Genomic DNA, 13,388 nt, shown 5'->3' on the forward strand with positions numbered 1-13,388 from the left:
CTGTCCTCGAGAACACTATCGAATTCCCTGAGCATGATCAGGCAAGAACCAGTTACGAACTTCGCCAGAACGGAGTATTCGTTTCGAGTGGCGGAGCTCGTTCTATTTGGCTATGCCACAACTTAGAAAATCATAACAAATGAATAGTCGCTGTATAAGATAAAGCGCACGTAATGGTATTATCTCGAGCGACGAGCAGGTTGTTGTTCTAGAGAAAAAGCAACAGGATGACGAAGTTTGTTGTGAAATAGATACTCACTATTTTGAGTATCTTGGTTCACAAAACCAACTTTTATATTTGAAGCTTGACGGGAGTAGGCAGAATTTAAAACAGACCTTTGTCGACACCTATGTAGCGTATTCTCATTGCTAGAGACACTGAGTATTGCAGCAAAGTAGAACAATATGCTTACCGGTTATATCTAGCGATAAATAATATTGACCATACGAATAAAAGCTAGACAGCATCAAACAAATGGTATCTGTGAAAGATGCTCCAATGAGTTTTATCGAATCACGTTCCTTAAGAAAATCTATGCTTCATTAAAAGGGTTAAAAAAGATCTGGACTGCTGGCTAGATTATTAGAACAATAAGCAAACTCATCAGGGCAACAAAATGTGCTGTGGGCAAACATCAATAGCAACACTAGCAGATGGTAAACAAGTTTGGGCTGAAGAGAATTTAGTTTAAATCTAGTTTGACAACGGCACTATAAAATTGAGTAACTGCCAGATCAGGGCTAGGCTACTAGAAAACTAATACAATACTGGATCTGACAATCGTTCAACGATCTTAGTTTCTTGTGTGTAGTGAAGGCTTTTCGGTGCCTTTCCTTCAATGCGTTGCAATATGAATTGACCGATTTTCTCTCCTAGTAAGTTAGGAAATGTCTCTATACTCGTTAGAGGAGGAGAAGAATGTTTTGATGCAGGGCTATTGCCTAATCCCATAATCGCAATATCTTTTCCTGGAATAATTTCTAATTTACGGCAAGCTGTCATCACACCTATTGCTATATCGTCGCTTGTACACACGATAGATGTGGGTCTAGGCTGGATGCGAAGTAACTCCATTGCTGTGTTATAACCATCTTGAATAGTTAATCCGGATTCCATTAACCAGCGGGTATAAAATGGGATGTTATTTTCTTCTAATGCAGACAAATAGCCTTCGTTACGTAGCTTAGCGTAGTTGTAATGTGATTTTGTATTGATAAAAGCGATCTGTTTATGGCCTCGTTTAATTTGCCTTGTTGTTGCCATATATATCGCTTGTTCATGATCTATGTCCACCCATGCATAAGGCATCTCATTTTGAGTTCGACCATAAGTGATGAATGGAAAGTCATTTTGTACTGCCAGGGCGACTCTTTTATCATTTACTCTAGTTCTGAGAATTAGTAATGCATCCACATGTCCACGCTGAACCATTTTTTGGTAACTTCCGACATCATCATCACTTACGGCTGTATTTTGTGTTGTTACAAGAAGTTGAAACCCTGACTTCTCTAATTCAGGAACTAGAGATCCGAGCATAGTGGAGTAAAAAGGTTCGATATATGAACCACTGGCTAAGGGGGGGGGTAATACGACACCGATGGTATTTGATTTTCCAAGCTTTAACCTTTGAGCTACCGAATTAGGGACATAGCCAATCTCCTTAGCTCGTTTTTGCACTCTGTCTCTCGTTTCTAACGAAATATCTGGATAAGAATTTAACGCTCTCGATACGGTCGATTTAGCTAGATTAAGATCTTTGGCGAGTTGAGATATGGACATGATTAATCTCTTGGTTTTTAAAGTTACAACAAAAGTATAGCAGTAGCGAAAGTTCAAAGACAATTCAAATATATTAGGCCCAATATCAACATCAATATCAATAATATCTCTTTAGCAGCAGCGCAAATTTTTCTCGAAAATAATGATCAGTAATGGTGCACAATGCACCAATTTGGTTGTTTTTTGACTTTTTATAGGACGTTTAAATCAATTAAAGCGATTTGAATCGATTTCGGTAATTGGCACCATGGTTGCAATCTTTGTAATGTTCTTTTTATAGGGTTTTTATCACAGTTATTTGGCTAATTAATACAAGGGATTGTTATGAAATTATCAATATCAATGGGTTCTAGATTGCTTACTAATACTAAAAGCAAAGTGTCTGGCATAGGTGTATTTGGTGCAATATTAGCGGTTAGCTTATTCATTACAGGAACGGTTTCTACTCAAGCTTTGGCTGCTGATGCGAAACCTGTCGTTATCGCTTCTAAGATAGATGGCGAAGGTTCTTTGTTAGGCAATATATTAGTCGCTATTTTTGACCATACTCAAATACCGTATGTAGATAAAGTACAAATGGGGGCGACCAATATTGTTCGTCAAGCATTGCTAGCTGGAGAGATTGATATTTATCCAGAATATACGGGAAATGCGGCATTTATGCTTAATGATCCAAACAATCCAGCATGGAAAAATTGGCAACAAGGTTATGACAGAGCAAAGAAACTTGATTTCGAACAAAACAAACTGATCTGGCTACAACCGTCTCCGGCAAATAACACATGGGCGATTGCAGTGAGAGAAGATCTTGCAGAGGAATATCAATTAAGCTCACTAAAAGATTTACAACCTGCGTTAAACAATGGCATGGCGTTCAAAATTGCAGCAGGCGCTGAGTTCGTAGAACGTGCCGATGCGCTGCCAAGTTTTGAAACGACGTATCAATTCAAATTATCACAAGATCAAATCCTACCTTTCCCAGGAAATGATACTACCGTGTTTATAAAAACCGCAGCGGAATATAATTCTGGTGTCAATGCAGCCGTCGTTTACGGTACTGACGGATCACTTGCAGCATTGGGCTTAAAAGTTCTTGATGACCCTATGGGGGCTCAACCTGTCTATGCGCCTGCTCCAGTCGTTAGAGCGAGCATTATTGAAAGTTATCCGCAATTGCCAGAACTATTAAATCCAGTATTTGCTACGTTAACAACCGAAACGCTTCAGCATCTAAATAGCCAAATTAGTATTGATGGCATTGATGCTAAAACCGTTGCACGTGACTATCTGACAAGCAAAGGTTTCTTGTAATGAAGCGCATTAACACCGTCCAATCGACGTTGGCGATATTGATCTGGGGGGCTTTAATTGGTCTCCCACTAATGGGGATGGCCCCCAATCGTATTCTAACGCCGAAAGGGCAATATCTGTTCGCGGATATTGGGAGTTCTGCGTCGGTAATGTTGATTGTTATCGCTGCTTTACTCACAATCTCAGTGTTGATTCCAGCGAGTAAATCAATAGAGTCAGAAAAGCTCAGTCATGGATTGGTTTACTTGTTGAGTGGTGTTGGTGTTACTTATCTGTGTTGGTTTTCTGGTGAGTTTGCCACAACCAATGTCGAATCTGTTTCTCGGGTTCGTTGCTCGTTTGGTGCTGGATTTTGGGTTCTGATGCTTCTTTTTTGGCTGATGTCTCTGGAGTCACTTCGCATATTGTGTCAGAGCCAACTATTGAATACCACATTAGCGATACTGCCTTGGGTGCCTTTGTTCATCATGTTGATGCAAGACCATTTTCACTATTTATCGCTATTTATTGAATTCAGAGCTAATCAAGATGCCTTTTACGCCGCGTTTTGGGCGCATTGTCAGATTGTATTGGTCACGCTGGCATTAACGATGGTTATTGGTATGTGGTTAGGCGTTCTTAGCTATCGGCATCCTAATTTTGGTCGTTCTTGTTTGGGAACCTTGAGCCTACTGCAGACAGTACCATCTATCGCTTTATTTGGTCTGTTACTTGCGCCGTTATCTTACATAGCAAAGCAAGCACCTTGGCTTTCTGATTTTGGTATCAGTGGTATTGGAATGGCACCAGCCATTATCGCGTTGTTCCTCTATTCCTTATTACCCATGGTTCGCTCTACTCAAGCTGGACTTCAACAGGTATCTCCTTTGATGATCGAGGCTTCATACGGTATGGGCATGACTCGTTTTCAGAGCATGTGGAAAATCCACTTCCGTCTAGCCTTACCGGTCATTTTGTCTGGCCTACGAATCACCACTGTACAAACGATCGGCCTTACTATGGTTGCGGCATTAATCGGTGCTGGTGGGTTCGGTGCCATTATGTTTCGTGGATTATCGGGTAGTGCTATCGACTTAGTATTACTAGGCGTTATTCCTGTAGTCATCATGGCAGCTTTAGCAGACACATTATTTAAATTGCTGGTTCAACTGACTGAACCGACTCCCAAACAGGGAAAGAAACAGCCAATAGAGGGAGCTATCATCCAATGATCGAATTTCAGAATGTTAATAAAAGTTATCATGGCAAGAGCGTTATTGAAGATTTATCTCTTCGTATAGAAAAAGGAAAAATCACGGTAATTATTGGTTCTTCTGGTTCGGGTAAATCAACAACGTTAAAGATGATAAATCGACTCGAAGATCATAACTCAGGAAAGATATTATTTTCCGGCGAAGAGATTTACAAAATTCCAGTAGAAAAACTTCGCTGCCGGATGGGATATGCCATTCAATCAAATGGGCTATTTCCGCATTGGAGTGTGGCTGAAAATATTGCCTGTGTTCCTAATTTATTGAAGTGGGATAAAGAGAAAACGGCCGCTCGCGTTGACGAGTTATTGGACGTGTTGGATTTATCGCCTGATCAATACCGTGACCGAATGCCACATCAATTGTCTGGTGGACAGCAACAAAGAGTCGGTGTTGCTCGTGCAATGGCAGCGGATCCTGAAATTTTACTGATGGATGAACCTTTTGGTGCACTTGACCCAGTAACGCGTGCGAGCATGCAAAGAGAAGTGCGTAGAATCCATCGCTTATATGGAAAAACCATCCTCGTTATTACGCACGATATCGATGAAGCTTTGTACCTAGCTGATCATATAATCCTAATGGATAAAGGCGCTATTGTTCAGCAAGGCGCGCCAATGGAAATTTTGACTCAACCAGCAAACGAATTCGTCAGGGATTTTATTGGTAGTAAAGATATTGGTTTGAAAATACTGTCGCTGCAAACCGTAGAAAGCCATTTAAGGGAAGAAGCTCCGCTGCAGGGGTGTGGTCAAATCGATGCTGAAGCCAGTTTAAACGAAGCGCTTTCGTACTTTATTTCTAAGCAACATGAAGCTTTAAATGTTGTTGATTCTCAACATCAGCATTTGGGGATAATAACGTTTAATGATCTGCTGGAATTACCTTCACTAAAGCAAGACAAGATTGCGGTTAGCCATAAAGAAAAGGAACTTCAATATGGTGAGTAAAGTAACGGTTACAGCCCGTACTTGGCCGTTGTGGCTGGCGTTTATTTTGCTAATCGCCTTTAGTATTGGAATGCCTAATTTAGAAAGTGTATTTCATAGCTTGTTTCCTAAATTGGATCGCCCGGTTTATACCCAGACGACATTTCTGGATTTGCTTTTTTCTCATGTCTGGCTGGTGGCATTATCCAGTCTTATTTCTGTGATTATTGGTATCGCCATCGCTCTGTTTGTTACACGCTCTATGGGTATTTCCTTTCGGCCTATGGTTGAGACGATCGTTGCGATATGCCAGACATTTCCACCGGTTGCTGTCCTCGCTATTGCAGCGCCGCTTATTGGTATGGGCGCCACTCCTGCGCTAATTGCACTCGTGCTTTATGGCTTACTACCGGTCGTTCAAAGCAGCATTGCGGGGCTTACAAGTGTTAATCCTGCAGTACTAGAAGCCGCTCTCGGTCTCGGCATGTCGCCTTTAGAACGACTACGTCGAATTGAGCTCCCGTTGGCGATGCCCATAATCCTAGCCGGCATTCGAATTTCAGTCACCATCAATATTGGCACCGCTGCTATTGCTTCATCTGTTGGAGCGAAAACACTCGGCACACCCATTATTATTGGTTTAACTGGGTTTAACACTGCTTATGTCATTCAAGGAGCTATTGTGGTTGGTTTGTTGGCTATCACGACCGATCAACTATTTGAGTACTTTCAGCGACGTCTGAATCGCTCTAGTTCCCTTCAAGAAGAGAATTAATAATATGCAAGATACGTTTATCTATGATCACGTGTTATTGGGACACGTCGTGCTTTCAGATCGAGAAATTCCACAAGGTTTCGTTGCCGTTCAGGATGGCTTGATTGCAGCTGTCGGTAACGTGAAAGACGGTTTTCCGGCTGCGCATAATACTGAGGATTTTGGCAAAGATTACATCATGCCTGGTGGTATTGATGCTCAAACTCATAGCCGAAGCCAAAAGGATAATGAAGACTTTATTTGGTCGACCCGTTCGGCAGCTGCAGGTGGAATAACGACTATCGTTGATATGCCATACGATGCAGGACGTCTTATTAGTAATGCGGAGCTCTTTAATCTTAAGAAGCAAGAAGCCTCCGATCAAGCCCGAGTAGACTTCGCACTGTATGGAACGGCGCACCCTGATGAAGGCAGCAGTAAGTTATCGGAGATAGCGGAAGCTGGTGCTATTGGCTTTAAGTTTTCTACTTTTGGTACGGACCCTGAACGTTTCCCGCGCATCCCTCCATACTTAATGCATGAGTGCTTTGAAGAGATCGCACGGCTTGGTCTCGTTGCTGGGGTTCACAATGAAGATGATGAGAGTATCAAACACCTTATTACTCAGCTAAAAGAACAAAGTATTACGGATTACCAAGCGCATACTCTTTCCCGGCCAAAGTACACAGAAAACCTTGCTATACAGCAGGTATATGAATTGGGTGCTGACACAGATTGTCGTGCGCATGTGGTTCACTGTTCCAATAACCGTGGAATTAATATCTGTAATAGTTTTAGAGAACAGGGCTTTAAAAGCACGGTAGAAACATGTCTGCACTATTTAACCTTGTGTGAAGAGGAAGATGTTTCCAAATTAGTTGGAAAAGCAAAAGTTAATCCTCCGATACGTGAGTCTGCAGAACGTGAAGCGCTTTGGGAACAAATAGACAAAGGTAACGTGACCGCTATTTCAACAGACCATGTAAGCTGGTCTGAAGATCGAAAAAGCCATGCCAACATGTTTGAGAACTCATCGGGTGCAACCGGGTTAGAGCTTTTACTTACCTTGACGCTGACCGGAGCAGAAAACAGAAAAATTGCATTCCCTAAAGTTATTAAAGCACTGAGCTGGAATGTGGCACGACTATTCAACTTAGATCATTGCAAAGGCGCGCTAGAAGTTGGCAAAGATGCTGACCTTGTCGTAGTACGTCGATCCCCCTACCAATACCAAGCGACGGCGAGCGGCAATAATTTCACGTCTTGGTCTCCCTATGACGGTAGAACTATCAACTATCGAGTAAGCAAAACTATGCTGCGAGGGCATTGGATTTTTGATGGGGAAAATGTCACTGCTAAACCAGGCAGCGGCCAATTTGTCTCCCCGCAGACAAGGAGAAATAACGGGTGAAACTTAGCTATCCAAATAAACAGCGTTATTGGGACTGGATCATGGCCTTGGCCGAGTTTACGGAATCCGACCGACTTTATACTCGCCGCTCCTTCAGCCCTTTATTTTTAGAAGGCCGAAAGTGGTTAACGAAGCAGATGGAAATGTTAGGCCTTAAAACCCATATCGACGCAGCGGGAAACCTTATTGGTCGCTTGGAAGGAAGTGATCCTAAAGCTGGAACCATAATGATTGGTTCTCATAGTGATTCCGTTCCTAATGGAGGCCGCTTTGATGGTATGGCGGGCATTATTACAGGCTTAGAGTGTATTGCCAGCTGGAAAGATTCGGGCAAGACGCTTCGTCATAGCATCGAAATCGTGGACTACCTTGCAGAAGAGCCGAGTGAATGGGGTATCTCCTGCGTTGGTAGTCGAGGAATTACCGGTTTTTTAACCGATGAGTTGCTTAGCACGCCTCATCCTGAAAGCCAGGAAAGCCTAGCTGATGCAATTCGAAGGGTTGGGGGTAACCCCGAACAGTTGAGTAAACGTGAAGATGCGGTCGCTGCTTTCGAGCTCCATATTGAGCAAGGTGCAGTATTAGAAACCGAGTCTTTGGATGTGGGGATTGTGAGTAGTATTGTCGGTATATTACGCCTGTCTATCGTTTTTGAGGGGGCAGCGGGCCATGCAGGAACGACACCAATGGATATACGTCGAGATGCTTCCGTTGCCGCTGCTCGTACCCATTGGATGGCCAGTGAGGCTGCCAAACGAATTTGGGATGAGAGTGGGCATTATTTAACAGCGACTTGCGGGCAAATTTTTAACTATCCCAATGCAAGCAATGTTGTCCCGGGTAAAACCGAACTTGTCTTCGATATACGATCTGACGATAAAGAAACGATGGAAGTTTTTGCGACCGAGTTGCAACGCATCGCTGATGAGTCTGCAACATTAGCCAACGTTGAGGTCGCTGAATTCCAACGCATGACCGATACCTACCCGGTAACGAGCGATCGCACATTGATGAATCATCTGCGCAACTCCTGTGAAGCTCATAAACTGAAGATGAAAGAGATGCCAAGCGGAGCAGGTCACGATGCTGCTTTTATGGCTCATGTTGCACCGATGGCGATGGTTTTTGTACCGAGCCATAAAGGCATCAGTCATCGTCCAGATGAGTGGACAACAGCAGAACAATTTGAAAAGGGCACCGCCGCATTAATGACGGCAGTTGAATCCTTTGACCAAGCTTAATTAAACGAATTTAAATAAGGAAGAACAATGGGACGTATTTTAACGTTAGAAGATGTCGATTTTGCCATTAAAGGTGGTTCTATTTATGCCTGTGGTGGTGGTGGTTGGGTTGAGCATGGCCGTATGTTGGGCACCGCTGCAGTCAGTGCTGGGCAACCTGAACTGGTGACTATGGATGAAGTAGAAGATGACGCCTGGATTGCAACGGCAGCAGCGATCGGCGCTCCCGGTGAAAGTACCAATTGGCAAATGCTGGGTATGGATTACGTTAAAGCAGCGCAGCTATTACAAGAGGAGTTAGGTGCTCCGTTACATGGCTTGATAATTGGTCAAAATGGCATGTCCTCAACGCTGAACGCTTGGCTGCCAAGTGCAGTGATGGGCACAAAAGTTATTGATGCTGTTGGTGATTTACGTGCTCACCCAACCGGAGATATGGGCTCGCTTGGGCTTGCATCATCGACTGAGCAAATGATTCAAACCGTTGTGGGCGGGCACCGAGACAGCAACTCATATATTGAATTGACGGTTCGTGGTGCAACTGCAAAAGTGTCGCCAATTCTCCGTAAGGCTTCAGATATGTCGGGCGGCTTTATTGCCAGTTGTCGTAATCCGATTCGAGCTAGTTATGTAAAAAAACACGCTGCTCTAGGTGGTATTTCAATGGCACTTGGACTTGGTCAAACCGTCGCAGCCAATGAAGGAAAAGGTACATCCGCCCTGCTAGATGCAATTTGTAACTACACCGAAGGCAATATTTTAGCCACTGGTGTCGTAAGCAAACGAGATATTGTTTATACAGGTCAAGCTTTTGATGTGGGTACCATTCAGCTGAAGACAGACAAAGGTACTCTGGTTCTGCATGTAATGAATGAATATATGGCAGTAGAAACCTTAGACGGCGAGCGCCTTGCAACCTATCCCGATGTCATCACGACACTCGATGAAAATGGCTCACCCGTGAGTGTTGGACGAGTAAAAGAGGGAATGAAACTTCATGTGTTTCATATCCCAATGAACAATATTCCACTATCTAGTTCAGTGAAAGATCCTTTGGTATACCCGGAAGTTGAAGAAGCATTAGGGATTAATTTGAGTGACTATGCGCTCAAATAATTAAAGTAACGTGATGATCATTCTGCATCGGGTTTATCAATCTTTTGTTTGGCTCGATGCATCTAAATTCTAAAAAATTTGAAATGGAAAAACACATGACTTCCAATAAAAATCGTTCTGAGTTTACCGTAACATCGGGAACTGACCTGCGTTGTGGTAGTTGGCGTGAAGAAGGCCTTCTACGGTTATTAGAAAATGTATTGTCTGTCGGTGAAGATCCTTCACGGCTTGTTGTCTATGCAGCCTTAGGGCGAGCAGCCCGTGATTGGGATTCCCATGACGAAATTGTTGCAGGTTTAAAAAGGCTAAAAGCAGACGAAACACTGGTTATTCAATCGGGTAAGCCGATTGGTATATTAAAAACCCACGCAAAGGCACCTAAGGTGATCATGGCGAACTGCAACTTAGTCGGGCAGTGGGCAAAAGCAGAAATATTCTATGAGCTAGAGAAGAAAGGTTTAACTTGCTGGGGGGGATTAACCGCCGGAGCATGGCAGTATATTGGCAGCCAGGGAGTTATTCAAGGAACGTACGAAATTTTCTGTCGAATTGCAGAGCAGTACTTCGGCGGTGATCTTACCAGTCGATTTATATTAACGGCCGGTCTTGGTGGAATGGGCGGTTCCCAACCGCTTGCCGGAGTGATGGCGAATGCTTGTATTTTAGTTGTGGAGGTCGACCAAGAACGAATCGAAAAACGTATCGATAACGGCTACCTGCAACACAGTGCAACAGATTTAGATGAAGCATTGGCCCTGATCAATTCAGCCAAAGACAAAGGCGAGGCTATTTCGGTTGGTCTCCTTGGTAATGCTGCAGAAGTGTATCCAGAATTATTACGTCGAGGTATTATCCCGGACGTGGTTACGGATCAGACCTCAGCTCATGATTTAGTGTATGGATATGTGCCAAAAGGTTATACCGCCGAACAAACCAAATTACTGCGTGGCAAGGACAATGAACGGTTGATGAAAGATGGAATTTCCTCAATCGCTGAACATGTTGATGCGATGCTTGGTTTTCAGCAGCAAGGCAGTGTTGTTTTCGATAATGGCAACTTGATTCGAACGCAAGCAGAGAAGGGTGGTATTGAAAACGCGTTTGATATTCCTGTCTTTACCGAAGCGTTTTTACGTCCGTTATTTTCCAGAGCAATTGGCCCATTCCGGTGGATGAGTTTGACCAATAGTGAAGCGGATATCGCTTATATTGATGACTATATTTTAAAAACCTTTGCAGACAATAAAATTGTTAGTAATTGGATCCGTCTTGCTAAAGAAAAAGTGCCTTTTGAAGGACTTCCGGCGCGCATTTCCTGGTTAGGTCACGGTGAGCGCACCGCACTGGCTCTAGCCGTCAATAAGATGGTCGCGAATGGCGAATTGTCTGGCCCTATCGCATTTAGTCGGGACCACCTAGATGCAGGCGCAATGGCTCATCCTAATATCATGACTGAAAATATGCGTGATGGCTCCGATGTAATTGCTGATTGGCCGCTAATCAATGCGATGGCGATGTGTTCTTCACAAGCTGATTTAGTCACCATTCACTCAGGGGGCGGTGGTTATTCAGGTTATATGACAAGTTCGGGCGTGACGATTATCGCAGACGGAACAGAAGCGGCCGAAGAGCGATTAAGTATATCGTTAACCAATGATACTGGTTTAGGTGTTATGCGTTACGCCGATGCTGGGTATGAAGATGCATTAGATGAAGTTGCGGTGAAATCTATTGATTACATCGATTTACATCATCAGTAAGAAGCTACTCAAATTTATGCGGGAATTATGAACACACAATCATTTTCTACAACAATAGAACATCCTACAAAGCCATTGTTGGTTCTGGGATCTCAGGCTTCGCTGATGACATCAGAGCAAATCTATCAGGTTGCTCACCAAAAGCTGGCGATTGAGCTCGATCATTTGGCTCTTGCAAGAGTAAAGCAAGGTCACAATATTGTTTTGCAGGCCATACGTAATAATCAACCAATTTATGGGTTGACCGTTGGTGTTGGTTGGAATAAAGACAAGCTTGTTTTTGCTGCAACCGAAGGTGAATTCGATGCTTTATTGGAGGTATCTCGCCAACATAATCTGTCAAGCTTAAGAGCTCATGCGGCAGGTGTTGGCAAACCGTTATGCATAGAAACGGTAAGAGCAGCAATGCTTATCAGAGTGAATATGATGCTTACTGGTAGTTCGGGAGTGCAGCCAGCTGTTACCGAACTGCTTTGTGAGTTTCTCAAACATGGAATTACTCCTATTGTTCCAGGCAAAGGCTCCATGGGGAAGGCCGATATTACGCAAAACGCACATATTGGTTTAGCTCTGATTGGTGAATGGGATGTTTTATATCAAGATCAGCGGATGCCAGCCAAAAAAGCAATGGAACTGGTAGGACTCAAACCCGTTAAATTGGTTGGGAAGGATTTTCTCGCAATAGTTAGCAGCAATAATATTACTGCTGCAAGGCTCGCTCTTGCTATTGAAGATATAGCGTTGTTCATTGAGCGTTTGCAAATACTATTTCCGTTAGCACTGGAGGGAATGAATGGAAACTTGACACCATTTATTGAGGTAGTGACGTCGGCTCGTCCTTATTCCGGTATGAAGCAAGCTGCTAAAAGAATGTGTCATGTTTTACAAGGCAGCGACTTATGGGTTCCAGATCCAAGGCGTCACTTGCAAGATTCTCTTTCGTTGAGAGAAATCGCTTATACACTGGGTCAGCTAGTTGAAGCACATCAACAGGCGTACACTAGCTTGTCTACGCATATTAACCATTCCGATGATAATCCGCTTGTTGTCTTAGGCAAAGTGAATAGCTCTACGCCTTTGGATGTCGAATATCAGGTTCAGGATGAGAAAGGTATTATTATCGGAAGTATTTTTCCTTCTGCTAATTATGATGGCCAACCTCTTGCGATTGCCACTGAGCATCTGTTGTCGGGATTACGAGGAATATCGAATGTATTGGCAACGCAGCTCGTTGAAACTAGCCTACCACAGCAGACAGGGCTTCCTCGCTTTTTAGCTCATTCTGATAATAACGGGCATGCTTTTGGTGCATTACAAAAGCCGATGATTGCACTCGATAAAGAGAATCAGTTTTTGGCCTCAACGGTGAGTTTAGGGCATTCAGCAATGGCGGGTGGAATTGAAGATGTAGGCTCATTTGGTATGCTAGCGATCATAAACGTCGAGCAGATCATGGAGAACTTGTATGAAATGGCGTCACTGCATCTATTACACGTTTCACAGGCCATCGATCTTCGGCCCAAATTCAAAATGAGCTCATTAACTAGGCAGTTGCTTGTTGAATACAGAAAGAGTGTGCCAATCGTAACGAAAGATCGCATCTTTACTATAGACATAAGCGCTGGTGTCAAATTTTTACGTCATTGGGAGCCGAACTGCTAATTCTTAATCCTACACTTTTTCCTATTATAATTTTAATCAACCTGCTACGGTTGACGTTTTATTTTCCAACTGGTTATTAAATAATGGTTTTTTGGTGGTGATTTAAACTATAGTGTTCTCTAGTTCAGAATCACCATTCTACTACTAAAATGATCAAACTTTGTAAATACCAAA

10 protein-coding genes are annotated in these 13,388 nt (G+C 43.2%); 9 read left to right on the forward strand and 1 reads right to left on the reverse strand.

Annotated elements, in window-relative coordinates; genetic code table 11:
* Positions 1-757: 757 nt before the first annotated feature.
* Entirely contained in the window at positions 758-1,780 is a 1,023-nt protein-coding gene (locus ACWU4D_RS10450; protein WP_456051365.1) for a LacI family DNA-binding transcriptional regulator, read from the reverse strand.
* 324 nt (positions 1,781-2,104) lie between these two features.
* On the opposite strand from ACWU4D_RS10450, the gene osmF reads away from it, so the two are divergent.
* The 9 genes from osmF to ACWU4D_RS10495 all read left to right on the forward strand — a co-directional run bounded on the left by osmF (position 2,105) and on the right by ACWU4D_RS10495 (position 13,214).
* A complete protein-coding gene (gene osmF, locus ACWU4D_RS10455; RefSeq protein ID WP_456051366.1) occupies positions 2,105-3,091 on the forward strand; it encodes a glycine betaine ABC transporter substrate-binding protein OsmF in 987 nt (328 codons plus the stop codon).
* Positions 3,091-4,302, forward strand: coding sequence for an ABC transporter permease (locus tag ACWU4D_RS10460; protein WP_456051367.1), 1,212 nt, complete (start codon positions 3,091-3,093; stop codon positions 4,300-4,302). The genes osmF and ACWU4D_RS10460 overlap by 1 nt, the downstream gene beginning before the upstream one ends.
* The gene (locus tag ACWU4D_RS10465; RefSeq protein ID WP_456051368.1) at positions 4,299-5,291 is read left to right on the forward strand and encodes an ABC transporter ATP-binding protein; all 993 of its coding nucleotides are present in this window, start codon (positions 4,299-4,301) and stop codon (positions 5,289-5,291) included. Before ACWU4D_RS10460 ends, ACWU4D_RS10465 begins: the two co-directional genes overlap by 4 nt.
* On the forward strand, positions 5,281-6,045 hold the full coding sequence (locus ACWU4D_RS10470) for an ABC transporter permease (protein WP_456051369.1): 765 nt from the start codon (positions 5,281-5,283) through the stop codon (positions 6,043-6,045). The genes ACWU4D_RS10465 and ACWU4D_RS10470 overlap by 11 nt, the downstream gene beginning before the upstream one ends.
* Positions 6,046-6,049: 4 nt before the next feature.
* Positions 6,050-7,435 (forward strand): dihydroorotase, encoded by a 1,386-nt coding sequence (locus ACWU4D_RS10475; RefSeq protein WP_456051370.1) that lies wholly within the window; start codon positions 6,050-6,052, stop codon positions 7,433-7,435.
* Entirely contained in the window at positions 7,432-8,676 is a 1,245-nt protein-coding gene (locus ACWU4D_RS10480; protein ID WP_456051371.1) for a hydantoinase/carbamoylase family amidase, read from the forward strand. The genes ACWU4D_RS10475 and ACWU4D_RS10480 overlap by 4 nt, the downstream gene beginning before the upstream one ends.
* A 27-nt stretch (positions 8,677-8,703) precedes the next feature.
* The gene (locus ACWU4D_RS10485; protein ID WP_456051372.1) at positions 8,704-9,792 is read left to right on the forward strand and encodes a DUF917 domain-containing protein; all 1,089 of its coding nucleotides are present in this window, start codon (positions 8,704-8,706) and stop codon (positions 9,790-9,792) included.
* 95 nt (positions 9,793-9,887) lie between these two features.
* On the forward strand, positions 9,888-11,552 hold the full coding sequence (locus tag ACWU4D_RS10490) for a urocanate hydratase (RefSeq protein WP_456051373.1): 1,665 nt from the start codon (positions 9,888-9,890) through the stop codon (positions 11,550-11,552).
* A 27-nt stretch (positions 11,553-11,579) separates the two neighbouring features.
* A complete protein-coding gene (locus tag ACWU4D_RS10495; RefSeq protein ID WP_456051374.1) occupies positions 11,580-13,214 on the forward strand; it encodes an HAL/PAL/TAL family ammonia-lyase in 1,635 nt (544 codons plus the stop codon).
* Positions 13,215-13,388: the final 174 nt, after the last annotated feature.

Source organism: Vibrio phycocola, assembly GCF_053850235.1.

Excerpts from the sequence above, each read along its gene's own strand:
- ACWU4D_RS10450 (WP_456051365.1), bottom strand. The coding sequence starts at position 1,780 with ATGTCCATATCTCAACTCGCCAAAGATCTTAATCTAGCTAAATCGACC.
- osmF (WP_456051366.1), top strand. The coding sequence starts at position 2,105 with ATGAAATTATCAATATCAATGGGTTCTAGATTGCTTACTAATACTAAA.
- ACWU4D_RS10460 (WP_456051367.1), top strand. The coding sequence starts at position 3,091 with ATGAAGCGCATTAACACCGTCCAATCGACGTTGGCGATATTGATCTGG.
- ACWU4D_RS10465 (WP_456051368.1), top strand. The coding sequence starts at position 4,299 with ATGATCGAATTTCAGAATGTTAATAAAAGTTATCATGGCAAGAGCGTT.
- ACWU4D_RS10470 (WP_456051369.1), top strand. The coding sequence starts at position 5,281 with ATGGTGAGTAAAGTAACGGTTACAGCCCGTACTTGGCCGTTGTGGCTG.
- ACWU4D_RS10475 (WP_456051370.1), top strand. The coding sequence starts at position 6,050 with ATGCAAGATACGTTTATCTATGATCACGTGTTATTGGGACACGTCGTG.
- ACWU4D_RS10485 (WP_456051372.1), top strand. The coding sequence starts at position 8,704 with ATGGGACGTATTTTAACGTTAGAAGATGTCGATTTTGCCATTAAAGGT.
- ACWU4D_RS10490 (WP_456051373.1), top strand. The coding sequence starts at position 9,888 with ATGACTTCCAATAAAAATCGTTCTGAGTTTACCGTAACATCGGGAACT.
- ACWU4D_RS10495 (WP_456051374.1), top strand. The coding sequence starts at position 11,580 with ATGAACACACAATCATTTTCTACAACAATAGAACATCCTACAAAGCCA.